At 67.6% G+C, this 24,571-nt stretch carries 24 protein-coding genes; 21 read left to right on the top strand and 3 right to left on the bottom strand.

Annotated elements, in window-relative coordinates:
- Window positions 1–101 precede the first annotated feature (101 nt).
- On the bottom strand, window positions 102–2,351 hold the full coding sequence (locus tag ACW5IY_RS06815; protein ID WP_049433891.1) for a TonB-dependent siderophore receptor: 2,250 nt from the start codon (window positions 2,349–2,351) through the stop codon (window positions 102–104).
- Between the two features lie 286 nt (window positions 2,352–2,637).
- On the opposite strand from ACW5IY_RS06815, the gene ACW5IY_RS06810 reads away from it, so the two are divergent.
- Window positions 2,638–4,053, top strand: a complete 1,416-nt coding sequence (locus tag ACW5IY_RS06810; RefSeq protein WP_049434002.1) for a GGDEF domain-containing protein — start codon at window positions 2,638–2,640, stop codon at window positions 4,051–4,053.
- Between the two features lie 99 nt (window positions 4,054–4,152).
- Here ACW5IY_RS06810 and ACW5IY_RS06805 read toward each other — a convergent pair whose 3' ends face one another.
- Entirely contained in the window at window positions 4,153–5,370 is a 1,218-nt protein-coding gene (locus ACW5IY_RS06805) for an MFS transporter (protein ID WP_049433892.1), read from the bottom strand.
- A gap of 78 nt (window positions 5,371–5,448) precedes the next feature.
- Here ACW5IY_RS06805 and ACW5IY_RS06800 point away from each other — a divergent pair, with 78 nt between their 5' ends.
- The 15 genes from ACW5IY_RS06800 (at window position 5,449) to map (ending at window position 18,102) form a co-directional block, all read left to right on the top strand.
- Window positions 5,449–5,898, top strand: coding sequence for a winged helix-turn-helix transcriptional regulator (locus tag ACW5IY_RS06800; RefSeq protein ID WP_049433893.1), 450 nt, complete (start codon window positions 5,449–5,451; stop codon window positions 5,896–5,898).
- 73 nt (window positions 5,899–5,971) lie between these two features.
- Window positions 5,972–7,099 (top strand): metallophosphoesterase, encoded by a 1,128-nt coding sequence (locus tag ACW5IY_RS06795; protein ID WP_049433894.1) that lies wholly within the window; start codon window positions 5,972–5,974, stop codon window positions 7,097–7,099.
- A gap of 134 nt (window positions 7,100–7,233) precedes the next feature.
- Window positions 7,234–7,917, top strand: a complete 684-nt coding sequence (locus ACW5IY_RS06790) for a response regulator (protein WP_049433895.1) — start codon at window positions 7,234–7,236, stop codon at window positions 7,915–7,917.
- Complete coding sequence (locus ACW5IY_RS06785; RefSeq protein WP_010483178.1) at window positions 7,914–9,293, top strand: sensor histidine kinase; 1,380 nt, start codon at window positions 7,914–7,916, stop codon at window positions 9,291–9,293. The genes ACW5IY_RS06790 and ACW5IY_RS06785 overlap by 4 nt, the downstream gene beginning before the upstream one ends.
- Window positions 9,294–9,372: 79 nt before the next feature.
- The gene (locus ACW5IY_RS06780; protein ID WP_049433896.1) at window positions 9,373–10,209 is read left to right on the top strand and encodes an alpha/beta hydrolase; all 837 of its coding nucleotides are present in this window, start codon (window positions 9,373–9,375) and stop codon (window positions 10,207–10,209) included.
- A gap of 1 nt (window position 10,210) precedes the next feature.
- Entirely contained in the window at window positions 10,211–10,570 is a 360-nt protein-coding gene (locus ACW5IY_RS06775; RefSeq protein WP_012479558.1) for an EamA family transporter, read from the top strand.
- Window positions 10,567–10,965, top strand: coding sequence for a DMT family transporter (locus ACW5IY_RS06770; RefSeq protein ID WP_049433897.1), 399 nt, complete (start codon window positions 10,567–10,569; stop codon window positions 10,963–10,965). Before ACW5IY_RS06775 ends, ACW5IY_RS06770 begins: the two co-directional genes overlap by 4 nt.
- Window positions 10,966–10,975: 10 nt before the next feature.
- Window positions 10,976–12,178, top strand: coding sequence for a DegT/DnrJ/EryC1/StrS family aminotransferase (locus ACW5IY_RS06765; RefSeq protein ID WP_049433898.1), 1,203 nt, complete (start codon window positions 10,976–10,978; stop codon window positions 12,176–12,178).
- Window positions 12,179–12,352: 174 nt separating this feature from the next.
- Window positions 12,353–13,069 (top strand): MtnX-like HAD-IB family phosphatase, encoded by a 717-nt coding sequence (locus ACW5IY_RS06760; RefSeq protein ID WP_049433899.1) that lies wholly within the window; start codon window positions 12,353–12,355, stop codon window positions 13,067–13,069.
- 48 nt (window positions 13,070–13,117) lie between these two features.
- Window positions 13,118–14,518 (top strand): aspartate aminotransferase family protein, encoded by a 1,401-nt coding sequence (locus ACW5IY_RS06755; protein ID WP_006425764.1) that lies wholly within the window; start codon window positions 13,118–13,120, stop codon window positions 14,516–14,518.
- 29 nt (window positions 14,519–14,547) lie between these two features.
- Window positions 14,548–15,612: a GNAT family N-acetyltransferase gene (locus ACW5IY_RS06750; RefSeq protein ID WP_049486809.1), complete on the top strand. Its 1,065-nt coding sequence runs from the start codon at window positions 14,548–14,550 to the stop codon at window positions 15,610–15,612.
- A 3-nt stretch (window positions 15,613–15,615) separates the two neighbouring features.
- Complete coding sequence (locus ACW5IY_RS06745) at window positions 15,616–16,500, top strand: arginase family protein (RefSeq protein ID WP_049433900.1); 885 nt, start codon at window positions 15,616–15,618, stop codon at window positions 16,498–16,500.
- Window positions 16,501–16,671: 171 nt separating this feature from the next.
- Window positions 16,672–17,031, top strand: a complete 360-nt coding sequence (locus ACW5IY_RS06740) for a bleomycin resistance protein (RefSeq protein ID WP_049433901.1) — start codon at window positions 16,672–16,674, stop codon at window positions 17,029–17,031.
- A 68-nt stretch (window positions 17,032–17,099) separates the two neighbouring features.
- Window positions 17,100–17,312, top strand: coding sequence for a ParD-like family protein (locus ACW5IY_RS06735; RefSeq protein WP_049433902.1), 213 nt, complete (start codon window positions 17,100–17,102; stop codon window positions 17,310–17,312).
- A 7-nt stretch (window positions 17,313–17,319) separates the two neighbouring features.
- A complete protein-coding gene (map, locus tag ACW5IY_RS06730; protein ID WP_049434003.1) occupies window positions 17,320–18,102 on the top strand; it encodes a type I methionyl aminopeptidase in 783 nt (260 codons plus the stop codon).
- Here map and ACW5IY_RS06725 read toward each other — a convergent pair.
- On the bottom strand, window positions 18,099–18,713 hold the full coding sequence (locus ACW5IY_RS06725; protein ID WP_457327060.1) for a LysE/ArgO family amino acid transporter: 615 nt from the start codon (window positions 18,711–18,713) through the stop codon (window positions 18,099–18,101). The two genes, map and ACW5IY_RS06725, sit on opposite strands and share 4 nt — an antisense overlap.
- A 103-nt stretch (window positions 18,714–18,816) precedes the next feature.
- On the opposite strand from ACW5IY_RS06725, the gene ACW5IY_RS06720 reads away from it, so the two are divergent.
- The 5 genes from ACW5IY_RS06720 (at window position 18,817) to ACW5IY_RS06700 (ending at window position 24,491) form a co-directional block, all read left to right on the top strand.
- A complete protein-coding gene (locus ACW5IY_RS06720) occupies window positions 18,817–19,710 on the top strand; it encodes a LysR family transcriptional regulator ArgP (protein WP_049433904.1) in 894 nt (297 codons plus the stop codon).
- A 78-nt stretch (window positions 19,711–19,788) separates the two neighbouring features.
- Window positions 19,789–21,189 carry a TolC family protein gene (locus tag ACW5IY_RS06715; protein ID WP_049433905.1) on the top strand — a complete coding sequence of 467 codons (1,401 nt, stop codon included), beginning with the start codon at window positions 19,789–19,791 and terminating at the stop codon, window positions 21,187–21,189.
- Window positions 21,182–22,195 (top strand): HlyD family secretion protein, encoded by a 1,014-nt coding sequence (locus ACW5IY_RS06710; RefSeq protein WP_049433906.1) that lies wholly within the window; start codon window positions 21,182–21,184, stop codon window positions 22,193–22,195. Before ACW5IY_RS06715 ends, ACW5IY_RS06710 begins: the two co-directional genes overlap by 8 nt.
- Window positions 22,180–23,367, top strand: coding sequence for an ABC transporter permease (locus tag ACW5IY_RS06705; RefSeq protein WP_049433907.1), 1,188 nt, complete (start codon window positions 22,180–22,182; stop codon window positions 23,365–23,367). Before ACW5IY_RS06710 ends, ACW5IY_RS06705 begins: the two co-directional genes overlap by 16 nt.
- The gene (locus ACW5IY_RS06700) at window positions 23,364–24,491 is read left to right on the top strand and encodes an ABC transporter permease (RefSeq protein WP_049433908.1); all 1,128 of its coding nucleotides are present in this window, start codon (window positions 23,364–23,366) and stop codon (window positions 24,489–24,491) included. Before ACW5IY_RS06705 ends, ACW5IY_RS06700 begins: the two co-directional genes overlap by 4 nt.
- The last annotated feature ends 80 nt before the right edge of the window (window positions 24,492–24,571 follow it).

Here is a 24,571-nt window from a genome sequence, read left to right as displayed (position 1 = left end):
TGGCGGGGGAGACTATTACGGTGTTTATAACATTGCAGGCGTACCGGTCCGGAGCCGCCAGGCATGCCTGGCGAGCCCCGTGGAACGACGCCGGCCTGGGGTCAGAACCCGAAGCGCAGGCTGGCCCAGTACGCGCGACCCGGCTCGTTGTAGGTCGCCGCACCGGCATCGCTGCTATTGGCCTCGCGGAACAGGCGCTTGTCGGCCAGGTTGTTGACGCCAAAGCCGAAGCTGACCGTCTCGGTCACCTTGTAGCGTGCGCTCACGCCCCAGATGTTGTACGCACCGCGATCCTGCAGTGCGATCGACGGGTCGCAGGTGCCGGTGCAGCGCGGGTCGTTGTTGATGTTGGTGGTGGCCGGCTTCTGCTTGCCATAGAACGTGCCGGTCAGCAGCAGCGACAGCTTGTCGGTGGCCTGCCAGTCCAGCATGGTGTTGATGGTGTACTTCGGGATCACCGACAGCGGCTGGCGCGTGGTCTTGTTCTCGTTCTCGACCATGTAGGTGAAGTTGTTGCTCCACTTCAGGCGGCTGCCCTGCTCGCCCAGCAGCGGGATCACCAGGTTGCCTTCAAGCCCCTGCACGATCGCCTTGGGTGCGTTCTCCCAGCGGAAGATGCGGCCCTTGGTGTCGGCGGTCAGCCCGATCTGGGTGTAGCCGGCCTGGATCTTGTCCTTGTAGTCGTTGTGGAAGTAGGTCAACGACGCCTGCCAGCCGCTCTGCGGTGCCCACTCGATGCCCAGTTCCTTGTTCAGGCTGGTTTCCGCCTTCAGGTCCGCGTTGCCGCGCATGTAGCAGCCGGCGCCCAGGCTCGGCAGTGCATTCGGGCAGCCATTGCCACGGGTGTAATACAGATAGTCCGGATTCGACTGGTACAGGTTCGGTGCCTTGAATGCACGGGCGATACCCCCCTTCACCACCCAGTCGCTGTTGATGCGGAACTGCGCATTGAGGCTGGGGCTGGTGTTGTTGCCGAACTGGCTGTGGTGGTCGAAGCGCAGGCCCGGGGTCACGATCCAGCGCTCACCCAGGTAGATGTTGTCTTCCACGAACACGGCGGTGGTCTGCGCGTCGGACTTGCCGCGCGCGCGATCGGCCGACAGCCCAGGAATGCCGCCGCCACTGCTGCTGGACTGGCTCATCGAGTACGGGTCGGTCAGCCGGCTGTCGAGGTACTCGAAGCCCAGCGTCCAGATGTTCTCGGCACCGCCCAGCGTGGTCGGGAAACTCACTTCGCCATCCAGCTGGTAGTTGCGCAGGCGCGAGGTCGACCAGTCGGTGCCGTTGAAGCTGCCCTCCGGGCCACCGGCCAGGCCTTCGTTGATGCGCGAGTTGTTCACCGCCTCCACTGCCGCCGTTACCCGCGAGGTCACATCACCCCAGCGGCCGCGATGGGTGATCGCGCCGGTGTTGCGGTACATGCGGTTGGTCTCGGCCTGCTGCTCGGCCAAGGCCCCCAGATCGATCGGTGTCGAGGTGCCGGTGGTGCTGACCGCGCGGTCACCTGCATAGATGTTGCCCTGGCGGCTGGTGCCGGCTTCGAACTCGACCACCTGGTTGGCGGTCACGTCCCAGCGCAGCAGCGCGTTGATGTCGCGGTTCTTGACGCCCTCGCGGCCGGCCGGCGGCACCGCGTTCGGATTGGTCGCGAAGTCACGGTTGAGTTCCAGCGAATCGGCGTCGGTCTTGTTGAGATTGCCGTACAGGCGGAACGACAGGGTGTCGGTCATCGGCCCGCTCAGCTGCAGGCCGACGCGCTCGCTGCCGCCTTCGGCGCTGTGCTCGGGCACCAGGCCATACAGGTCGACCGCACCGGTCAGGTCGCCGGTCGGGCGCTTGGTGATGATGTTGACCACGCCGCCAGAAGCACCCGAGCCATAGCGTGCCGCTGCCGGTCCGCGCAGCACTTCGATGCGCTCGATCATTTCCGCTGGCACCCAGTTGGTGTCACCGCGGGTATTACGCTCGCCGCTGCGGCCCATGCGCACGGCGTCACGTGCGCCGATGCGTTTGCCATCGACCAGGATCAGGGTGTTTTCCGGCCCCATGCCACGCAGATCGATCTGGCGGTTGTTGCCGTACTGGCCGGAAGCGCTGTTGCCGGTCAGGTTGACGCCCGGCATGGTGCGCAGCAGCTCGGCGATGTCGTTGGCCGGCGGGCGCCGGGCGATGTCCTCGGCGGTGATGGTCGAGGTACCCAGTGCCTGGCGCGCGATCTGCGAGGCGGTGACGTGCACCGTGTCGATATCGGTGGCGTCGGTTTCGGCCTGGGCGGTCAGGGCGCTGCCCGCCAGCAGGGCGGCAACGGCAAGCGCCAGCGGGCGCGGCGAAAGGACAACGGCAGGAGACATGATCAGGACCTTCTGGCAGGGCTACGGGGCCTCTGGCAAAGGGCTTGAGGCAACGACGAGGGGGGAGGCGGAACGGGCTGCAGGCACCTGCAGCCCGTTCCGTGCGCGCATTCTCCCACCAATGCGAGTGATTCTCAAATGCGTTCACTCATTGCCGCAGCGGCGCCGATGTGGTTTGCGCACCGTGCAACCCTGCACCGCGCGTAAACTGGCCGGCTAACCCGCCATCAACCGTACGCCGCCGCGGCCGATACCCGTGGTTTGCCGTACGCAGTCAGAGATCGACGTGGAAACACCCCAACTGGATGAAGCCAGCCAGCCGCTGGCCGAGGCCTGGCAGCATTGCCTGCTGCAGGCCGGCCCTGCCGCCACCGCGCTGCTCAGGGCCGCTGCCACCGATGCCCCACCCGCGCTGGCCCAGCGCTTTTACGAAGTGCTGCTGCAGGACGGGCGTGCACGCCGCTTCCTGTCCCACGACCAGGTCAAGCAGCGCCTGCAGCCGGCCATGCAGCGCTGGCTGGTGCAACTGCTGACCACCGACGCCTCCGGCATCGCCACCACCGTCGCCTCGCAGCGGGTGATCGGCGACGTACACGCGCGGGTCGGCATCCCGGTCGACCTGGTCACCCGCGGTGCGCGCGTGCTCAAGCACGAGCTGTTCGTGCGCCTGCGCGACGACGCGCCCGACAGCGCGACCGCGTTCGCCGCCATCGACTGCCTCAGCGCGATCATGGACATCGCCATGGAAGGCATGACCCTGGCCTACACCCATGCGCGCGAGCGCTCCACCCGTGCCGACGCCGCCTACCGGCTGTTCTCGCTGGTACAGAACGTCGGTACGGAACGCGAGCGTCAACGCGCACTGCTGCTGGACTGGGAGAACGCCCTGCTGTACGCACTCGCCGGTCATGTGCAGGCCAGCGACAACGCCAGCCTGGCCACCTCGGAGTTCGGCCTGTGGTTCACCCACAAGGGCATCCCCAGCTTCGGCGAAAGCAGCGAAACGCAGCAGGTGGGCCAGTTGATGGCCCGCATTGACGGCCACCTGCAGCGCGCGAGCGGCGATGCGCCGGCGCAGCGACTGGCCGTGCTGCCGGCCATCCGCGAGGACCTGGCTGCCATCCGAACCCTGATGACACTGCTGTTCGAGCGCATCGGCGAACTGGATGCCGGCAGCGATGCGCTGACCAATCTGCTCAACCGTCGCTTCCTGCCTACAGTGCTGCGCCGGGAAATCGAGCTGGCCACGCGCAACCGCACACCGTTCTCGCTGCTGCTGCTCGACCTGGATCATTTCAAGGCAATCAACGACGGCCATGGCCACGATGCCGGCGACCGCGCGTTGCAGCACGTGGCCGGCCTGCTCGGCCAGCTCACGCGTGGCAGCGACTACCTGTTCCGCTATGGCGGCGAAGAATTCGTGGTGGTGCTGGTGGCCGCCAGCGAATCGCAGGCGACCGTGATCGCCGAGAGCCTGCGCCGGCAGATCGCACAGTCGCCGGTAGCGCTGGCCAATGGCCAAGTGCTGGAACTGACCGCCAGCATCGGCGTGGCCGGTCACGATGGTCATCCGGATTACGAGCGGCTGATGGCACGTGCCGACGCCGCGATGTACGAGGCCAAGCGCAGCGGCCGCAACCGCGTGGTGGTGGCCAGCGAGGCATTGCAGGAAGCCCCCGGGCGGCGTGCGTTGCAGCGGTAACGCCGCGCGGCAGGCACCAGAGTCGACTGCCAGTCGACTATCGCGCGGAGCGCTGGCTTCTCGCGCTCCGCGGCAAGAGCAGTCGACCAACGGTCGACGCTACCGACAGCCGACGCCACCGACACCAACGTCAGCCGCTGCTTTCACCGCCACCACCCGCCATGCTGCCCACCACAGCAGCGCCAGCAACGCGATGCCTGCCCCCAGCAGGCACACTGCGGGCCAGCCATGCCGCACCTGCATCCAGGGCCCCGCCGCCGCGCCTGCACCACTGCCCACCGCATAGAACAGCATGTACAAAGCCACCAGGCGCCCATGCTGTTCTGCCGGTGCACGCAGCAGCAATGCCTGGTTCGAGACATGTAGTGCCTGGCCGCCGAGGTCGAGCACGACCACACCCAGCAGCAGCAAGGACAGCGACTGCGGCAGGCCCAGCAGCGGCCACCACGCGACCAGCATCAGCAGCAGCGCGCCGAGGCTGACCCGATGTGCGAAACCGCAGTCCATCCAGTGCCCGACCCGCGCCGCCATCAACGCACCGACCACGCCAGCCAGGCCGAGCGCGCCGATGGCTGCGGTCGACCAGTGCAGTGGCGGTGCCGACAGCGGCAAGGGTGCCGCCGCCCAGAACACATTGAGGCCGGCAAACAGCAGCACCGCCAGCGGCCCGCGCTCGCGCAGCGTCCGATTCCGGCGCAGCATGCCCAGCATCGAGCCCAGCAGCTCGCGCCAGCGTGGAGGCACCGACGGCACCGGTACTGCGGGCAAGCGCCGCCACAGCAGCGCCGCCAATGCCGCCATCACCACCGCGGACAGCAGGTAGACCCTCTGCCAGCCAAAGGCCGCCGCCACCGTACCCGATACCACGCGCGCCAGCAGCAGGCCGATGAACACTCCGCCCTGCACCACGCCAACCATGCGACCGCGCTGCTCGGGCGGTGCCAGCGTGGCGGTGTAGGCGATCAGGCCCTGGGTCAGCGCCGTGCCCAGCAATCCGGCCAGCAGCATGCCCGACAACAGCCAGCTCGCCGTGCGCGACGCCGCCAGCCACAACAGGGCCAGCACCAGTGCGATCAGCTGCAGCCGCAGCAGGCGTCGCCGATCACCGCGGTCCGCCAGCGGCAGCAGGCCAAGCAACGCCAGCACGCTGCCGGCCTGGGTGGCCGCCAGCACCGCGCCGGCCACGGCCCGGTCCAGTGCAAAGGCGCGTGCAAGCTGATCCAGCAGCGGCTGAGCGTAGTAGACATTGGCAACGCTGGCGCCGGCGGCAACCGCAAGCAGGACCAGCAGCGGACGGGGAAGAGATGCGGCACTCATCTTGTAGTTGCAATTTGAAACCGGGTGCAGGCTATCGCCATTGGTTTTAAACTGCAACCACATTCGGAGATACCCAGCATGCGCACCGACAGCCCCTGTCCTGTAGCCCGCAGTGCCGACCTGCTCGGTGACCGCTGGGCGTTGCTGGTGATCCGCGACGCGTTCGACGGCATCACCCGCTTCGGTGATTTCCAGCGCAGCCTCGGCGCGGCGCGCAACATCCTCAGCGACCGCCTGCGCCGGCTGGTCGAGGCCGGCATCCTGCAGCTGCGGCCGGCCTCCGATGGATCGGCCTACCAAGAGTACGTGCTCACCGCCGCCGGCCAGGAACTGTTCCCGCTGCTGGTCGCGCTGCGCCAGTGGGGAGAGCGCCATCGCTTCGGTATGGGGGAAGCCCATTCACAGCTGATCGAATTGGCGACGCGGCGGCCGCTGCCCTACATGCAGCCGCGCGGGCGCGACGGCCAGCCGCTTCAGCCCGCCGCCACCCGCGTACGCAAACTCAAGGACGACGGGCGCGACACCTGACCCGCCCATTCGCGCACACCGACGAACGCCCGCGCCGGTTAGCATCGGTTTTTTCCGCCGCTGGATGCCGCCGATGTCGCGCTATCGCCCTTCCCTGCTGACCGCCCTGCTGTTGCCGCTGCTGGCCTGCGCCACAGCAACCACGCAGGCCCGCGAGGTTGCCGCGCCCGCCGACCACGTGCAGGCCGATGGCCCCTATGTGTTCCGCCAGGGCAACCAGTTGCAGGCCAGATGGATCTGCGACGACAAGGTCGAGTCGCACACGCTTGCCTCCGGGGCAGCAGGTACCGATATCGCCCCGCGCTGCGGCTACGAACACAGCGTGCACGTGGCTGCACCCAATGCACCTTCGATCTCCGTGCTGCCGGCCGTGCCGCGCATCGTTGCGCTGTCCGACATCCACGGCCAGTACGGGCTGCTGGTGCGCCTGCTGCGCGCCCACCAGGTCATCGACGCACAGGACCGCTGGGCGCTGGGCAAGGACACCCTGGTCATCGCCGGCGATGTGTTCGACCGTGGCCCGCAGGTGACCGAGGCGTTCTGGCTGCTGTATGGCCTGCAGCAGCAGGCGGCCGCCGCCGGTGGCGCGGTGCACTTCGTGCTCGGCAACCACGAGACCATGGTGCTGTACGACGACCTGCGCTACGTCAATCCGAAGTACCTGCGCAGTGCCCAGCTGCTGGGGCTCAGCTACCCTCAGTTGTATGGCGCCGACTCGGTGATCGGGCAGTGGCTGCGCACCCGTCCGGTGCTGCTGAAGATCGGCGACACCCTGTTCCTGCACGGCGGCATTTCGCCCGAGGCAGTACAACTGGCGCTGGACCCGGCGCGCACCAACGCGGCCTACCAGGCCACGCTCGGCCTGGCCAAGGCCGAAGTGAAGGCCGATCCGGCCACCGCACCGCTGTATGACGGCAAGACCAGCCCGATCTGGTACCGCGGCTACTTCGATGGGCGACTGGACACCGCAGGGGTGCAGGCCGTACTCGACCGCCTGCAGCTCGCGCGCATCGTGGTCGGCCACACCTCGATGCCGCACGTCAGCAGCTTCCATGGCGACCGCGTGATTGCCATCGACAGCAGCATCAAGAACGGCGAGAACGGCGAACTGCTGTTCATCGAGGATGGCAGGCTCAGCCGTGGCCTGCTGGATGGCTCGCGGGTGCCGCTGGCGCTGGGTGAGCCGGGCCTGCAGGACTGAATGGAGGGACAGCGCGACGGCACCGGGCGGTGGCGGCCCGCTCCACCTTCACCCGGTTTGCGGCTACCCTCGGCAGCCGAGAGAGGCCCACCCCGTCCATCCGGTGGGCCAGACCGTTACAGGAGCCCCCGCGCATGCGCGTTCTGATTGCTGAAGACGACCCGGACATCGCCTCCGGCCTGTGCGCCTCGCTGCGCCGCCAGGGCCATGTGGTCGACCACGTCGACAACGGCGCGCACGCCGACGCCGCGCTGGGCTCGACCCAGTACGCGCTGCTGGTGCTGGACCTGGGCCTGCCACAGCTGGATGGCCGCGACGTGCTGCAACGCCTGCGCCAGCGCGGCGATGGCCTGGCGGTGCTGGTGGTGACCGCCCGCGATGGCCTGGCCGAGCGCGTGCGCGTGCTCGACCTTGGCGCCGATGACTACCTGGTCAAGCCGTTCGCACTGGACGAATTCGAAGCGCGCGTGCGTGCGCAGCTGCGCCGGGTCACCAGCAATGGCAACCCGGACCTGCGCATCGGCCGCCTGCGCATCGACCTGGCCGGGCATCGGGTATGGATCGACGACCAGTCGCTGGAACTGACCGCGCGCGAGTTCGGCCTGCTGTCGGCACTGGCGGTACGCGCCGAGCGCATCGTGTCGCGCGCGCAGCTGGTGGAAGCGCTGTGCGACTGGGGCCAGGACCTCACCGACAACGGCCTGGACATTGCCCTGCACCGCCTGCGCCGCAAGCTGCAGCCCGGCGGCATGGGCATCCGCACCGTGCGCGGGCTGGGCTACATGCTGGAAGACGCGCAGGACGAAAGCGCCCCGTGATCAGTGGTCCCCCAAGCCTGCGTCGGCGCCTGCTCGCCTTCCTGGCGTTGCCGATGCTGGGCCTGCTCACCTTCAACACGATCCTGGCCTATTACGTTGCGCTGGACTATTCCAACCGCATCCACGACCGCAACCTGATTGACGACACGCACTCGTTCGCGCAGATGCTGAGCACCATGCCGGTGACCAGCGACCTGTCTCCGCAGGCGCGCTTCCTGATCGAGTACGACCCCGACGGCCATCGTTATTTCAACGTCGACAGCAGCCGCATGGGCACCCTCAGCGGCAACGCAGACTTCAGCCCGTACGCCCCTTCGCAGGACTGCACCGGCGTGCATCCGGCGCTGTACGACGGCAACCTCAATGGCCAGCAGGTGCGCATGGCCACGGTCTGCACCCAGGCGATGAACGATCCGCAGGACCAGCTGGCGGTGACGGTGGCCGAGAGCATGGCCGACCGCCGCCAGCGCGCGCGTGAGATCCTGATGATCATCATCCCGCTGATGACCATGCTGGCGCTGGGCACCGCCGCGCTGGTCTGGTTCGGCGTGACCTACGGCCTGCGCATCCTGACCCCGCTGAGGACCCGCCTGGCGCAGCGCCGCGGCGAACTGGCGCCGATCTCCGATGCCGACGTACCGGAAGAGATCCAGCCGCTGATCAGCACCATCGACGATCTGTTCGCGCGCCAGGCGGAAATGATCACCCTGCAGAACCGCTTCATCGCCGATGCCGCACACCAGCTGCGTTCCCCATTGGCGGGCATGGCCCTGCACGTGGACCAGGCGCTGGCGCACGGCGACCCGGACACGGTGCGCGAGGCACTGCAGCACATCCGCCGGCTCAACCAGCGCACCGCGCGGGTCAGCACCCAGCTGCTGGCACTGAGCCGGGCGCAGACCGTGCCGGAAACGGTCGAGGCATTGGATCTGGGCGTTCTGGTACCGCAGTGGGTCGGCATGCGGGTACCGGAAGCGATCCGTGATGGCATCGATCTGGGCTACCGCGGCAGCCCCCATCCGCTGCGTGTACTCGGCAACGGCGCCATGCTGCAGGAGGCGCTGGACAACCTGATCGACAACGCCCTGCGTTATGCCGGCCGCAATGCGACTGTCACGGTGGGCGTGCATGCGCTGGACGACAATGATGTCGAACTGTATGTGGAAGACAACGGTCCCGGCGTGCCCGACGACGTGATGCCACGGCTGGGCGAGCGCTTCTTCCGGGCGCCGGGCACCGCTGCCAGCGGCACCGGCCTCGGCCTGGCCATCGCGCATGAGGCGGTGGAGCACTTCGGCGGCCGCCTGAGCTTCCTGAACCGCCCCGGTGGCGGCTTGAAGGTCGCCATCACGCTGCCGCTGCTGAAGGCGCCCTGACCCGGCCCGGGGCGCTGAAAGGCTGGCGAAAATCGCGCTTGCGATCCTGCCATCCCCACTGCCGTCCCGGAGCCGCCAGGTGACCGAATCGCACGACTTCTTCCTCCCCGGTGGCCCACAGGGCGTGCTGCTGGTCCATGGCCTGACCGGCACCCCGGCGGAAATGCGCATGCTGGGCAAAGGGCTGAACAACGCCGGTTTCACCGTGCACGGCGTGCAGCTGCCCGGCCATTGCGGCAGCGTGGATGACCTGCTGGCAACCACCTGGGAACAGTGGTATCAGGGCGTGGAAGATGCGGCGGCAACCCTGCGCGGCAAGGTCGACCAGCTGTTCGTCGGTGGCCTTTCGATGGGCGCAGTGCTGTCGCTGGCCCTTGCTGCGCGTCATCCCGAGTGGGTGTCCGGCGTCGGCGTATACGGCGCCACCTTCCGCTATGACGGCTGGAACATCCCCGCCGTGGCCCGCTTCTCGTTCCTGCTGCCGTGGTTCAAGCGCTTCAACATCGGCCGCGACCGCATGTTCATGGAAGAACCGCCGTACGGCCTGCGTGACGAGCGCCTGCGCGCGCAGGTCAGCGCCGCCATGCTGTCCGGCGACAGCGCGGCGGCCGGCCTTCCGGGCAACCCCTGGCACGCGCTGGCCGAGATGCGCGCCCTGAGCAACTGGACCCGCCGCCACTTGCACCAGGTCACCGCACCGTGCCTGGTGATGCACGCCCGCGAAGACGACGTGGCCAGCATGGGCAACGCCGAGCTGGTGATGTCGCGGGTCAGCGGCCCGAAGGAACTGGTGGTGCTGGAAGACAGCTACCACATGATCACCATCGACCGCGAACGCCGCGACGTGATCCGCCGCAGCGCGCGCTTTTTCACCGAGATTGGTGAACGCACGGGCGTGCTCAAGGCGGTGGCCTGAAATGGGGGCACTTGCCACGCTGCTGTGGCTGGCCAATGTGGTACTCGATACCGGTGGCCAGCTCGCCTTCAAGGCCGCCGCCAGCGATCCGCAGGAAGGCGAAGGACTGCAACGCTGGAAACACATGCTCAGCCGCCCCTGGCTGTGGATCGGCATCGCCTGCTACGTGCTTGAGTTCGTCGCCTGGATCGCGTTCCTGTCGCTGGTGCCGTTGTCCAAGGGCGTGCTGTTGGGCTCGATCAACATCGTCGCGCTGATGATCGCCGGCCGTTTCCTGTTCCGCGAGAAACTCACGCCGCTGCGGGTGACCGGCATGTTGCTGGTAACCGCAGGCGTGGCGGTGGTGGGGGCCGGCTCATGAGGCGCCTCTATGTCATCGGCTTCCCGCTGCTGATGGCCTTCGACACGCTGGCCCAGCTGTGCTTCAAGTACGCCGGTGATGCCGCGCTGCCGGTCGAGGCCAACACCGCGTGGCTGCTGCGCGTGCTGTCTCAGCCGTGGGTGTACGGCGCCATCCTCGGCTACGTGGGTGCATTCTTCACCTGGATGAGCCTGCTGCGGCATGCGCCGATCGGCCCCGCATTCGCCGCCTCGCACCTGGAAGTGATCAGCGTGCTGCTGCTGTCGGCGTGGCTGTTGAACGAGCCGCTGACGCTGCACCATCTGCTCGGTGCGGTGCTGATCGTGGCCGGCATCGTCTGCCTCGGCCGCGCGGAAGCCGACGACCCGCACAGCCCCGCTGAAAGTGCCCCTTGAGCACGCTGCGATGAGCCTGTTAGCGCGCGAACTGCCCCCGACGGCTGGCCTGCCGATGCAGGCCAGCGATTTCCTGCCCGGTGGTGGCGACCTGCGCGACGTCCTGGCCAGCCAGCTCGGCACACCGCCGCTGCAGCTGACCTGTTCCGGTACGCACGCGCTGCTGATCGCGCTGCGTACGCTTCGCAAGCGTGCACCCAAGCGCGACACCGTGATCCTGCCGGCCTATACCTGCCCGCTGGTGCCGATCGCTGTGCACAGCCTGGGCCTGCGCGTGCAGCTGTGCGATACCCGCCACGGTCATTTCGACTTCGACCCCGGCCAGCTCAAGCGTCTGGCCGATGCGCGCACGCTGGCGATCCTGCCGACCCACCTGGGCGGGCGCATCGCCGATGTCGAGCTGGCCTGCGAGGTTGCGCGTGGCGCCGGCGCCTGGGTGATCGAGGATGCCGCACAGGCGCTCGGCGCACGGGTCGGCAACAACAGTGTCGGCCTGCGTGGCGATATCGGATTCTTCAGCCTCGCCGCCGGCAAGGGCCTGAGCCTGCACGAAGGCGGCCTGCTGGTCAGTCGCGATGACGAGCTGCGTGCCGCGCTGGCCGGACATGCCGCCGAACAGGTGCGCTTCAGCCTGCGCTGGGAACTGCTGCGCAGTGTGCAGCTGCTCGGCCTGGCCGCCTGCTATCGGCCATCGCTCCTATCGCTGGTGTATGGAAATCCGCTGCGCAGTGCGTTGCAGCGTGGCGACCTGGAAGAAGCGGTCGGTGACATTTTCCCGCTGGAAATTCCGCAGCACCGGGTCAGCCAGTGGCGGCAGAACATCGGTGCCCATGCCGCGCGGCGATTGCCTGCCTTCCTGCAGGCCGGACGCCTGCGTGCATTGCAGCTGCGCGTGCAGCTGGCACAGCTGCCAGCCGTTGAGGTGGTCGACGGCCTTGCCGGTAGCGGTGGCACCTGGCCGATGCTGATGCTGCTGCTGCCCAGCCAGCGCGCCCGCGATGCCGTATTGAAAGACCTGTGGCCACGCGGGCTCGGCGCCAGCCGCATGTTCATCCATGCCCTGCCCGACTACGCGTACCTGCGCGGCATCGTGCCGCAGGACGACATGCCCAACGCACGCGACTTCGCCGCACGCATGCTGACCCTTGGCAACAGCGCCTGGCAGACCCGTGAAGAGACGGCCGAAATACTGCAGGTGCTGGCCCGCGCGTGACTTCAAGACGCACGGATGGACTGCGCCTCACGCATTCATCCATGCACCTTCCTGAACGTTTTCCCAGCCCGTCAATGAAGCCTTTCAACAGGAAAGGAACGAGAAAGGCTGCCTGCCTACATTGAGCCTGCCCCGGCATCGGGCCGGGCGTTTCTTTCATCGACGGACCTGCCCATGCACTGGAGCATCCTGTGTGACTTCGACGGCACCATCAGCCTCGAAGATGTCATCGACTCGCTGCTGGAAAAGTATGGCCAGCCGGGCTGGCAGGAGCTGGAAGACCAGTGGAAAGCAGGAAAGATCGGCTCGCGTGAATGCATGCAGGGCCAGGTGCGGCTGCTGAAGCTGGACCCGGCCGCGCTCGACGCCCATCTGGACCAGGTGCAGATCGATCCGGGCTTCGCCGCCTTCGTCGCCCGCGCCGAGCAGCTGGGCGTGCCGCTGCGCATCGTCAGTGACGGCCTGGATTATGCGATCCACCGCATTCTCGCCAACCATGGCCTGTCGCGACTGCCGGTGGTGGCCAACCACCTGCGCTGGTGCGGGGACCACTGGGAACTGGAATCGCCCTACCAGGCCGAAGGCTGCCGCAGTGGCACCTGCAAATGCACCTGCGCCGCGCAGGCGCGCGCCAACGAAGCACCGCGCGTGCTGATGATCGGCGACGGCAGCTCGGATTTCTGCGTGTCCGAAGACGCCGACTTCGTGTTCGCCAAGCGCCGCCTGATCACCCATTGCACCAATGCCGGCATCGAGCATGCCGCCATCGCTACCTTCCACGATGCAATCGCACTGCTGCCGCGCTTGCTCGATGGCAGCCTGCTGCAGCCACGTCGTATCGACGCCAGCCCGCAGCCCGCCGCACTGCCCCTGCTGCTGGCCACCGCCTGAGCACGCCCCCGCTACCTCTTTCGAACGTCCTTCACGGAACCGAACTGCATGAACATTTTTGACAAGAACGCCGACGCCGCTGCCTCCGACGCGCAGCTGCTGGCCGATGAAGCGCGCTACAGCTCCTTCGGCGATACCGTCCACTACGTCGACCCGCCGAAGATCTTCCAGCGCGGCGAAGGCAGCTACATGTTCGACGGTGCGGGCGTGCCCTACCTCGACCTGCAGATGTGGTACTCGGCCTGCAACTTCGGCTACAGCAACAAGCGCCTGAACGACGCGCTGAAGGACCAGATCGACACCCTGCCGCAGGTCGCCAGCCAGTACCTGCACCCGACCCGCGTGCAGCTGGCCAAGACCATTGCCGTGGACATGCACGAGAAGTTCGGCCTCGACGGCCGCGTGCACTTCAACGTCGGCGGTGCGCAGGCCATTGAAGACTCGCTGAAGATCGTGCGCAACGCGCGCGGCGGCAAGAGCCTGATGTTCGCCTTCGAGGGCGGCTACCACGGCCGTACCCTGGGTGCGTCGTCGATCACCTCCAGCTACCGCTACCGCCGCCGCTACGGCCACTTCGGCGAGCGCGCGATGTTCATCCCGTTCCCGTACCCCTTCCGCCGCCCGAAGGGCATGACCCCGGACGAGTATTCCGATCACTGCGTGTGGCAGTTCGAGCGCCTGTTCGAAAGCGAGTACAACGGCGTGTGGGATCCCAAGGTCGGCCAGGCCGAGTACGCTGCGTTCTACGTCGAGCCGATCCAGGGCACCGGCGGCTACGTCATCCCGCCGCGCAACTTCTTCACCGGCCTCAAGCGCGTGCTGGACAAGTACGGCATCCTGATGGTCGTCGATGAAATCCAGATGGGCTTCTGGCGCACCGGCAAGCTGTGGTCGATCGAGCACTTCGGCGTCACCCCCGACGTGCTGGTGTTCGGCAAGGCGCTGACCAACGGCCTGAACCCACTGTCGGGCCTGTGGGCACGCGAAGAACTGATCAACCCGACCGTGTTCCCGCCGGGCTCCACCCATTCCACCTTCAACTCCAACCCGCTGGGCACCCGCCTGGGCCTGGAAGTGCTGAAGCTGGGCAAGGAAATGGACTACGAGCGCACCGTGCCGGAAAAGGGCGCGTACTTCCTCGACGGCCTGCGTGGCCTGCAGAAGCGCCACCCGGAAATCGGCGACGTCGACGGCCTCGGCCTGGCCCTGCGCGCGGAAATCTGCCAGACCGACGGCTACACCCCGAACAAGGAACTGCTGGACCGCATGGTCGACATCGGCCTGGCTGGTGACCTGCTGCACGACGGCAAGCGCATGGGCCTCGTGCTCGACGTGGGTGGCTGGTACAAGAACGTGATCACCTTCGCTCCGTCGCTGGACATCAGCTACGAAGAGATCGACCTGGCGATCACCCTGCTCGACCAGGCGCTGACCAAGGCCAAGGGCTGAGGTTGGATGCGCTGCCGGTTCCCGTGCCGATGGAAATGACGTCACGTGCCTCCAGCACCGCGCTGGAACCGGCCGCGCTGCTGGAGGGCTTCCTGGCCCACCCGCCGCTCGGATTCGAGGCAGGCCGGCTTCCCAGCGGCCTGCCGACCTTCCGTGCGCCGCTGGACCTGACCACCACGATGGACGACGAACTGCGCGGCAGGCTGCTCGGCCTGCCGCTGTCGCGCCTGTGGCGGCCGTGGATCACCTGGCAGACCCGCTTCGTCGGTGCCACCAGCACCGAGTACACCCCGCTGCCGGCACACGTCGCGCCGGAGGCGCTGGCCGAGGACGTGACGCGTCACGCGATCGGCGATACCCGGCTGCTGGTGGTGAAGGACCTCGCCATCGATTCACCGCTGCTGGACGACGCGGCCAATGCGCACAGCGCTGCCTTCCTGCAGGCATTGCTGGCGCGCGGCTTCGTCGAACTGGAAGGCATGCCGCTGGCCTGGGTGGCGATCGATTTCGATTCGCTCGACGGCTATCTCGGCCGCCTGTCGTCCTCGCGCCGCAAGAACATCCGGCGCAAGCTCCGTTCGCGCGACGACCTGCAGATCGACTGCATCGCCACGGGAGATCCGGCCCTGGCCGACCCACGGCTGCAGGCCGAACTGCATGCACTGTACCTGGGCGTGTATGCGCAGAGCGCGGTGCATTTCGACCAGCTCGACCTGCCCTATTTCCAGTACCTGCTGGCCGACGGCCAGGGCCAGGGACGGATGTTCCTGTACCGCCACCAGGGCCAGCTGATCGGCTGGAACCTGTGCTACGTGCATGCCGGCAAGCTGGTGGACAAGTACATTGGCCTGGCTTATCCGCAGTCGCGCGAGCACAACCTGTACGCGGTGAGCTGGATGCACAACCTCGAGTACGCCCTGCAGCACGGCCTGAGCCACTACGTGGCCGGCTGGACCGACTCGCGGATCAAGGCCGAGCTGGGGGCCAGCTTCACCTCCACCCGGCACGCGATCCATGCCCGTTCCCCGCTGCTGCGTGCCGCCCTGCGCAAGCTGGCGCCGCATCTGCAGGGCGAACCTGATGGAGGCGGTTGAACGATGCCGTTGCGTTCCCCGCTGATTCTGGACCTGGACGGTGGCGTGCTGCCGCTGCCACAGGCGCAGACGCTGGCCCTGCCGCAGTGGCATGACCCGCTGCGCTTCGCCTGCAGCAATGCCACCCTCGACCGTTTCGCCGCGGTAGTGCTGGCGCCGCTGCCGGCCCAGCTCGGCACGGTCATGCTCGGCAGCGGCGACTTCCACCACCTCAGCCTGCCGCTGCTGCAGCGCATGCACGCACAGGCGCCGTTCCAGCTGGTGGTACTGGATAACCATCCGGACAACATGCGTTTTCCGTTCGGCATGCATTGCGGCTCATGGGTGAATGCCGCCAGCAAGCTGCCGCAGATCTCGCACATCCATGTGCTCGGCATCACCTCCAGCGACATCGGCCTCGGCCATGCCTGGGAGAACCACTGGCGCCCGTTGCTGGGTGGCCGCCTGACGTACTGGTGCATGGACGTGGATGTCGGCTGGGGCCATCGCCTCGGCATGGGCCACGCGTTCCGCCGCTTCGAGCACCCTGAAGCGCTGGTGGCTGCGTTCGCTGCCGAACAGGCCAAGTCGCCGCAGCCGACCTACCTGTCGATCGACAAGGACGTGTTTGCCGAAGACGTGGCGCGCAGCAACTGGGATCAGGGCCGCTTCCAGCTGGAGGACGCACTGGTGGTGATCGAGGCGCTGCGCGCCGGCGGCCTGGTCGGCAGTGACATCACCGGCGAAGTGTCGCTGGCCAACTACCAGGGCCGCTTCAAGCGCTGGTTGTCATCGCTGGATGGCCAGCCGGACATCAGCGCCGACGATCTTCCTGCCTGGCAGGCCCGGCACCAGCAGGTGAACCGCGAACTGCTGGCGGCGATGGCTTCGGTCCCGATGGCCTGCTGACCGCTGGCCGGCAATGCCAACCAAGGTTGGCAACCACCAGAGTCGGATAGAGCCGAGCCCACGCTCGGCTGGCGCCTTCTGTAGAGTCGAGCCATGCTCGACTGCGGGGACCGCGAACAGCAGCCGAGCATGGCTCGGCTCTACACTGGGTTCCCCCCAGGAGCCCTCGCCATGCCCCAGACCGTCATCCCGCAACTGCGCATGCGCCACGCCGACACCACCCTGCCGTTCTACGTGCAGGGGCTGGGTTTCGTGGTCGACTGGGAACACCGCTTCGAACCCGGTTTTCCGCTGTTCACCCAGCTCACCCGCGACGGCCAGACGATCTTCCTCACCGAACACAGCGGCGACTGCGAGGTCGGCGGCGCGGTGTACTTCATCGTCGACGATGTTGACAGCCTGCACCGCGCCTTCAGTGCCGCCAGCGTGCCGATCGAGCAGCCCCCGCATGACACCGAATGGGGCAGCCGCGAAATGCTGCTGCGCGACCCCGATGGCAACCGTCTGCGCTTCGCCACCGACGCCAGCTGAACCACGCGGCCTTGAGTGGAATATACGAAACATATACGATTCGTATGTCAACTCATCCAGGACCACCCATGGGCATCGTCAACATCGATGACACCCTGCACGACCAGCTGCGCCGTGCCTGCACCGTCTCCAGCCGCTCGATCAACGCCCAGGCCAACTTCTGGATCCGGGTCGGCATGCTGTGCGAGCTGAACCCCACGCTGAGCTTCCAGGACATCGTCGCCAGCGAACTTCGGGCGGCCGGCGTACAGCCGCAAGCGCTGGCCCCCGGGCGGGCCTGACATGGCGATGATCAAGCAGCCGCACGAAATCGCGCTGATGGCCGAATCCGGACGCCTGCTGGCGCAGGTGTTCGCCGCGCTCGACCAGCTGCCGCTGCAGGGCCGCAGCACCATGGAGATCAACGAGTTCGTCGAGCGCATGATCGTCGATGAGTTGCAGGCGCGGCCGGCCAGCAAAGGGCAGTACGGCTTCCCGTACGTGCTCAACACCTCGATCGACGACGTCATCTGCCACGGCGTTCCCAGCACCACCGACGTGCTGCGCAACGGCCAGATCGTCAACCTCGACATCACCCTGGAGAAGAACGGCTACATCGCCGACTCCAGCACCACCTACCTGGTCGGTGAGGTCGACTACGCCGCGCGCAGGCTGGTGCAGACCGCCTACCAGGCGATGTGGAAAGGCATCGGCGCAGTGCGCCCCGGCGCACACCTGGGCGATATCGGCCACGCCATCGCCCGCCACGCGCGCAGCCACGGCTACAGCGTGGTGAAGGAGTACTGCGGCCATGGCATTGGCCAGGAAATGCACGAGGAACCGCAGATCCTGCACTACGGCCATCCCAACACCGGCATGGTGCTGGAGGAAGGCATGGTGTTCACCATCGAACCGATGCTCAACCAGGGCAAGCCGGCGATCCGCCAGCAGCCGGACGCATGGCCGGTCTACACGCGCGACGGCAAGCTGTCGGCGCAGTTCGAACACACCGTGGCAGTCACCCGCAGCGGCGTGCGCGTACTGACCCTGCGCCCCGGCGAAACCCCGCAGTGCGCGGTGGACGTGGCCTAGAGCGGGCGCAACAGCAGCAGCGTGGCGAGGCAGAACATGAACACTGCCACGCCAGCATCCAGCACCCGCCAGGCACTCGGCCTGCGGAACACCGGCTGCAGCAGCCGCGCGCCATAGCCCAGCGCACAGAACCAGATCACGCTGGCTGCGCAGGCGCCGGCAGCAAACGCCCAGCGCAGATCGCCCGGATAGCGCGTGGACAGGCTGCCCAGCAGCACCACGGTATCCAGGTAGACGTGCGGATTGAGCAGGGTGAACGCCAGGCAGGTCAGCAGCACCTGCCGTCGATTGCCACCCTCCACCTCGCCCGCCGCCAGCGCACTGCCACCGCGCCACGCGCGCAGCCCGGCCTGCAGGCCATACCAGAGCAGGAACGCTGCACCACCGAAGCGCAGCACCTGCAGCAGCAACGGCCACTGCAGCACCAGCGCGCCCATGACGCCCACGCCCGCCAGGATCAGCGCGATGTCCGCGCCGGCGCAGGCGGCCACCACCGTTCCCACATGACGTTGCTGCAAGCCCTGGCGCAGCACGAAGGCATTCTGTGCGCCGATGGCGATGATCAGGCCGGCGCCCGCGAACAGGCCGGCGACGGTAGCGGTGATCCACATCAGGACAGGCCAGGCAGCGAAGGGATGCGCAGGGTGCGGCCAATAACCGGTTAAGACAATCTGGTTTTTCTTTATCCTGTGCAGAAAAACTGAAGAGGCCCGCATGGATCTGGTACATCCACAACTGGCCGCGTTCGCTGCCGTGCTGGAGGAAGGCAGCTTCGAGGCCGCCGCACGCCGCCTGTCGATCAGCCCGTCGGCGCTGTCGCAGCGGATCAAGGCACTGGAGGACCGGCTCGGGCAGGTGCTGCTGGTACGCCAGGCGCCGTGCCGCCCCACCGCCGCCGGTGAGGCGCTGCTGCGCCGGGTACGGCCGATGCAGGCGCTGGAAGCCGAGGCATTGGCCGAGCTGCTGCCCGAACGTGGCCGTGACGCCGTGCGTACGCCGATCCCGCTGGCGGTCAATGATGATTCGCTCGATACGTGGTTCGTGCCGGCCATCGCCGACCTGCACCAGCGCCATGGCTACCTGTTCGACCTGCGCATGGACGACCAGGACCACACCCTGCAGTTGCTGCGCGACGGCAGCGTGCTGGGTGCGGTCACCGCCGAAAGCCAACCGGTGAAGGGCTGCAACGTGCATCCGCTGGGTGCCATGCGCTACCACGCCATCGCCTCACCGGGCTTCGCCCGCCAGTACTTCAGCGACGGCATACAGGCCGCAGCCCTGGCGCGCGCACCGATGCTGGTGTTCAACCGCAAGGATGAACTGCAATGGCGCTTCGTGCGGCGCTTGACCCGCGCGCGCCTGCAGCCGCCGCTACACTACCTGCCCTCTTCCACCGGTTTCGTCGAAGCCGCCGCGTGCGGACTCGGCTGGGGCATGGCCCCGGAAATCCTGGTCGCGCCCGCCGTGCACGCCGGCCGCGTGGTGGTAATGGAACCCCGCCGCTGGCTCGATGTGCCGCTGTACTGGCAGCATGCCGCCGTACGCTCAAGCACGCTGCAGCACATCACCCAGGCGCTGCGCACTGCGGCCAGCGGCACCCTTCGTTGAGGACAATCCGATGATCGCAGACCCGGGCTTCACGCCACGCGCACTACCGTTTGCGCACTTCTTTACCACTGGGACGGCATGGGCGTGATCGGCCGACGTACAAGGACGCAGCGCGCGAAAGTCGTGTTGGCACTGGCAGCCTGCCTGCCGCTCGGCGCAGCAGCGCAGAGCAGTGCCGATGCACCCGCACTGGACTGGGAACAGGCGCGGCAACGGCTGGAACAGGTGTCCGATGCACTGGCCGCCGCCGACGCCGCGGTGCGCAACAAGCAGGACCTGCAGGATGCCACCCGCCTGCTGCGCCTGCCGGAGATCACCGGCGAAGTGCGCCGCCTGCAGTTCCAGAAGACCCTCACCCTGCCACTGGGTTCGCTGGCACCGGTGGCCGAAGCCTTCGGCATCGACTCGCCGCTGTCGTTCACCGAACGCGACTGGCGCACCCGCCCGGTGGTGACTGCTGTGCTGCCGCTGTACACCGGCGGCGTGATTCCGGCCGCACAACGTGCCGCCAGCGCCGCCCACGAACAGGCCAGTGCCGAACGCGAGGCACAGCGCCAATCGCTGACCGTGCAGCTGGCCCAGGCCTACTTCGGCCAGCGCCTGGCCGAGCAGGCAGTGGACGTACGCCGTGATGTGCGCGATGGCTTGAACCGCCACCTGTCCGACGCGGAAAAGCTGGAGCGCGAGGGCTTCGCCACCCGCGCCCAGCGCCTGCAGGCCACCGTGGCCCGCGACAAGGCCGAGCGCGAATACCAGAAGACGGTGAACGACCTGGCCACGCTGAAGGCCGCACTGGCCACGCTGCTGCGCAGTGGCGGCGAGGTACAGCCGGTGTCGCCGCTGTTCGTGCAGCGCGTGCCGCTGGAACCGGTGGCCAGCTTCGAGCGCACCGCGCAGGCACGCCAGCCGCAGATCGCACGCCTGCGGGCGATGGTGGCGCAGGCCGAACAGGGCGTGCGTGTGCAGCAGGCCAAGCTGAAGCCACAGATCTTCGCCTTCGGCCAGTACGATTTCCGCCGCCGCGACGAAATGCTGACCGACCCGGACTGGGCGTTCGGCATCGGCCTGAAGTACACCTTCCTGTCGCCGAACTCGCGGCCGGCGCAGATCAGCGCGGCGCGTGCGCAGCAGGACCAGGCCGAAGCGGGCCTGCGCGAGGCCGAAAACCAGGTCGCGCTGGGCGTGCGCAAGGCCTGGAACGAACTGGAGACCGCGCGCCAGCAGTACGTGCTGCTCGACAGCAGCATCGCCCAGGCACAGGAAAACCTGCGCCTGCAGGAACTGGCGTTCCGCGAAGGCCAGGCGACTTCGCTTGATGTAATCGACGCGCGGCTCGGCCTGGGCGGTGCCCGTGTCGAGCGCGCGCAGGCCGCCTACCAATACGATATTGCGCTGGCACAGTTGCTGGAGGTCAGTGGACAGATGGACCGTTTCGAAGAGTTCCGGCGGCGTGCGGACGAGGTGATCGACCATGAGTGATGTGCTGCACGACGATGCGACGACGCCCCCGGCCAAGCGCCGTCTGGGCCCGATCCTGATAGTGGTGCTGCTGGTCGTGGTGGTGCTCGGCCTGTGGCTGGCCTGGCGCAGCCCGGCCGACCAGATCCAGGGCATGGCCGATGCGGACACGATCAACGTGGCCGCCAAGATCACCGCGCGCGTGGCCGAACTGAAGGTGCGCGAGGGCGACCGCGTGCAGCCCGGGCAGGTGCTGTTCCTGCTCGACAGCCCCGAAGTGGCCGCCAAGGAACAGCAGGCGCACGGCGCGTTGGCCGCCGCACAGGCGGTGGCCGACAAGGCTGACGAAGGCGCGCGCAGCGAAGACATCCGCGCCGCCGAAGCCAACTGGAAGCGGGCCGAAGCCGGTGCGACGCTGGCCGAAGCCACCTACCAGCGCGTGCAGAACCTGTTCAACGAAGGGGTGATGACCCGCCAGAAGCGCGATGAAGCGCATGCCCAGGCGACCAGTTCGCGCGAACTGGCCCATGCCGCCCGCGCGCAGTACGACATGGCGCTGGCCGGAGCACGCGAACAGGACAAGCGTGCCGCGCAGGGCCAGGTGCAGCAGGCACAGGGCGCGGTGGCCGAAGTCAACGCCGCGCGTGTCGAAGTGGAAGGGCGCGCGCCGGTGGCCGGCGAGATCAACAAGCGCATGGCCGACCCCGGCGAACTGGTGCCGGCCGGCTACCCGGTATTCACCCTGGTCGACATCGACCGCATGTGGGTGGCGATGAACCTGCGCGAATCTCAGATGCAGGGTCTGAAGGTCGGCAGCAAGCTGCAGGGCAGCGTGCCGGCACTCGGCCAGGACGGTGAGTTCGAGGTCTACTTCATCAACCCGGCCGGCGACTATGCAACCTGGCGTACCACCCGCCAGTCGTCCGGCTACGACGTCCGCAGCTTCGAGGTGCGGGTGCGCCCGGTACGCCGCATCGAGGGCTTCCGCCCCGGCATGAGCGTGCTGTTCGCATGGCCCCAGCACTGAGCCCCGACCGCAACGGCTTCGCCGCTTCGTGGCGGCGCGAGCTGCAGTCGCTGCGCGGCAACCGTGCCGACCTGCTGCTGGTGACCCTGCTGCCCCTGCTGATGCTGGCGGTGATGGCGTGGATGTTCACGCCGTCGGTGATGCGCGACATCCCCATTGCTGTGGTCGACCTCGACCACAGCAGTGACAGCCGCCTGCTGCTGCGCATGCTCGATGCCAGCCCGGGCGTGCGCATCGCCAGCCAGCCCGTGGACATGGAAGACGCGCGTTCGCAGCTGCGCCGCCTGGATGTGTTCGCCATCGTACTGGTGCCGCGTGATGTCACCCGACAGGCGTTGCGTGGACGCCAGGGCACGGTGTTCGCCTATTACAACGCGACCTACATGACCACTGGCCAATCTGCGGCGCGCGATATCGGCGACGCGGTCTCGGCCTGGAACGCGCGCCTGCTGCGCGAGCGCATCGGCCTGCAGGTTGGCCCGGGCAAGCTGCGCGCGGCGCCGATCGCGGTGCAGTCGGACATCCTGTACAACCCGGCGCGCAGCTACGAATTGTTCCTGCTGCCGCTGATCTTCCCGGCGGTGTTGTCGCTGGTGCTGGCGCTTGCCGTAGCTGGCAGCCTCGGCCGCGAGATCCGCGACGGTACCCTGGCCGCCTGGCTGGGCCGCACGCCGTGGGCTGCGATTGCCGGCAAGGTCGCGCCGTACATCCTGCTGTTCTCGCTGTATGGCGCGCTCGGCATCGGTTACCTGGCCTGGCTGCGCGGCGACGGCGTGGCCGGCAGCGTGCTCCTGCTGCTGCTCGCACAGCCCCTGTTCTACCTGGCCACGGCCGCCTACGCGTTGTTCTTCGTCGGCGTCACCCGCGACATGGGCACCGCGCTGTCTGCGGTCGGCCTCAGCATCGGCACCGCACTGGCGTTCTCCAGCGCCACCTTCCCGGTGCTGGACGGCCCGTTGTTCACCCGTGTCTGGCACCAGCTGCTGCCACTCAGCGCCTACATCAAGCTGCAGACCCAGCAGCAGTTCATCGGTTCGCCGCTGTCGGTTTCGGTGTGGCCGTTGGCCACATTGCTGCTGATGGCGGTGGTGGCGGGAGGCATTGGCGGCCTGCGCCTGATCGCCTTCGCGCGTACGCCTGAAGCCGCGCAGCCTGCGGGAGCCGACGCATGAGCGCACTCTGGCGCAGCCTGCGGCAGACCCTGATGGCGGTGCTGTGCGACCGCTATGCGATCGTGGTGATGGTCGGTGCGGTGATCCTGTACTCGTTCTTCTACCCGGCCGCGTACCGCCACCAGGTGGCCGGCAACCTGCCGGTGCTGGTGGTGGACGAAGACCACAGCGCCACCAGCCGCGAACTGCTGCGCAAGCTCGATGCACTGCGAGTCGCACGCGTGGTCGGGCAACCGGCGGACATCGACAGCGCGCGCCAGCAGCTGGAAGCCGGCCATGCCGAGGGCATCGTGCTGATTCCGGCCAACCTGGAGCGTGACATCCTGCGTGGGCACCCGGCCAAGCTGGTGCTGCTCGGCAACGGCGCCTACCTGGGCCGCGCCAGCTGGGTGCTGGGCAGCGTGGCCGATGCGCTGGGCGCGTTCGGGCGTGACGCGGTGGTCGGCCAGGCCGCTTTCATGGGCGCGCCGCAGGCACCACCTGTCACCCTGGTGCAGCGCCCGCTGTACAACACCCAGGAAGGCTATGGCAGCGCCATCGTGCCCGGCGTGGCCGAGCTGATCGTGCACCAGACCCTGTTGATGGGCATCGGCGTGCTGCTCGGTGGCCGCCGACTCGCGCTGGGCCGGCGCCTGCGCTTCGACCTGCCAACGCTGGCGGGCATGGCATTGGGCTTCGGGCTGATCGGCCTGTTCGGGCTGTTCTACTACGCCGGTTTCACCGCCTGGGTGCAGGACTATCCGCGTGGCGGCAATCCGCTGGGCCAGCTGCTGGGCGGCACCCTGTTCATCGCCGCCACAGTGGTGTTTGGACTGTTCGTGGGCAGCTTCTTCCGCACCCGCGAACGCGCGTTCCAGTACATCATTGCCACCTCGATCCCGCTGTTCTTCCTGGCCAACCTGTCGTGGCCGGCGGTGATGACACCGCAACCGCTGGTCTGGCTGGCGCAACTGCTGCCCACCACTTCGGGCATCAACCTGATGGTGCGCCTGAACCAGATGGACGCCAGCCTGGCAGAAGTCGGCCACGAACTGATCACCCTCACCGTCCTGCTGCTGCTTTACGGCAGCCTCGCCACCTGGCGCCTCCTCGCAAAAAAGGGGACGGAGGGGATTAAGTCGTAAACGGCAAGACTGGGGAATTGCGACTTAATCCCCTCCGTCCCCTTTTTCCCCTAACGACGAACGCCGGCGCGGGGCCGGCG

This window comes from Stenotrophomonas sp. C-A (assembly GCF_054030835.1).
Note: the sequence above shows the minus strand (reverse complement) of the source record. Positions and strands in the feature narration are given on the sequence as shown.

Excerpts from the sequence above, each read along its gene's own strand:
- ACW5IY_RS06815 (WP_049433891.1), bottom strand. The coding sequence starts at position 2,351 with ATGTCTCCTGCCGTTGTCCTTTCGCCGCGCCCGCTGGCGCTTGCCGTT.
- ACW5IY_RS06805 (WP_049433892.1), bottom strand. The coding sequence starts at position 5,370 with ATGAGTGCCGCATCTCTTCCCCGTCCGCTGCTGGTCCTGCTTGCGGTT.
- ACW5IY_RS06800 (WP_049433893.1), top strand. The coding sequence starts at position 5,449 with ATGCGCACCGACAGCCCCTGTCCTGTAGCCCGCAGTGCCGACCTGCTC.
- ACW5IY_RS06795 (WP_049433894.1), top strand. The coding sequence starts at position 5,972 with ATGTCGCGCTATCGCCCTTCCCTGCTGACCGCCCTGCTGTTGCCGCTG.
- ACW5IY_RS06790 (WP_049433895.1), top strand. The coding sequence starts at position 7,234 with ATGCGCGTTCTGATTGCTGAAGACGACCCGGACATCGCCTCCGGCCTG.
- ACW5IY_RS06775 (WP_012479558.1), top strand. The coding sequence starts at position 10,211 with ATGGGGGCACTTGCCACGCTGCTGTGGCTGGCCAATGTGGTACTCGAT.
- ACW5IY_RS06770 (WP_049433897.1), top strand. The coding sequence starts at position 10,567 with ATGAGGCGCCTCTATGTCATCGGCTTCCCGCTGCTGATGGCCTTCGAC.
- ACW5IY_RS06765 (WP_049433898.1), top strand. The coding sequence starts at position 10,976 with ATGAGCCTGTTAGCGCGCGAACTGCCCCCGACGGCTGGCCTGCCGATG.
- ACW5IY_RS06760 (WP_049433899.1), top strand. The coding sequence starts at position 12,353 with ATGCACTGGAGCATCCTGTGTGACTTCGACGGCACCATCAGCCTCGAA.
- ACW5IY_RS06755 (WP_006425764.1), top strand. The coding sequence starts at position 13,118 with ATGAACATTTTTGACAAGAACGCCGACGCCGCTGCCTCCGACGCGCAG.
- ACW5IY_RS06750 (WP_049486809.1), top strand. The coding sequence starts at position 14,548 with ATGGAAATGACGTCACGTGCCTCCAGCACCGCGCTGGAACCGGCCGCG.
- ACW5IY_RS06745 (WP_049433900.1), top strand. The coding sequence starts at position 15,616 with ATGCCGTTGCGTTCCCCGCTGATTCTGGACCTGGACGGTGGCGTGCTG.
- ACW5IY_RS06740 (WP_049433901.1), top strand. The coding sequence starts at position 16,672 with ATGCCCCAGACCGTCATCCCGCAACTGCGCATGCGCCACGCCGACACC.
- ACW5IY_RS06735 (WP_049433902.1), top strand. The coding sequence starts at position 17,100 with ATGGGCATCGTCAACATCGATGACACCCTGCACGACCAGCTGCGCCGT.
- map (WP_049434003.1), top strand. The coding sequence starts at position 17,320 with ATGATCAAGCAGCCGCACGAAATCGCGCTGATGGCCGAATCCGGACGC.
- ACW5IY_RS06725 (WP_457327060.1), bottom strand. The coding sequence starts at position 18,713 with ATGTGGATCACCGCTACCGTCGCCGGCCTGTTCGCGGGCGCCGGCCTG.
- ACW5IY_RS06720 (WP_049433904.1), top strand. The coding sequence starts at position 18,817 with ATGGATCTGGTACATCCACAACTGGCCGCGTTCGCTGCCGTGCTGGAG.
- ACW5IY_RS06715 (WP_049433905.1), top strand. The coding sequence starts at position 19,789 with ATGGGCGTGATCGGCCGACGTACAAGGACGCAGCGCGCGAAAGTCGTG.
- ACW5IY_RS06710 (WP_049433906.1), top strand. The coding sequence starts at position 21,182 with ATGAGTGATGTGCTGCACGACGATGCGACGACGCCCCCGGCCAAGCGC.
- ACW5IY_RS06705 (WP_049433907.1), top strand. The coding sequence starts at position 22,180 with ATGGCCCCAGCACTGAGCCCCGACCGCAACGGCTTCGCCGCTTCGTGG.
- ACW5IY_RS06700 (WP_049433908.1), top strand. The coding sequence starts at position 23,364 with ATGAGCGCACTCTGGCGCAGCCTGCGGCAGACCCTGATGGCGGTGCTG.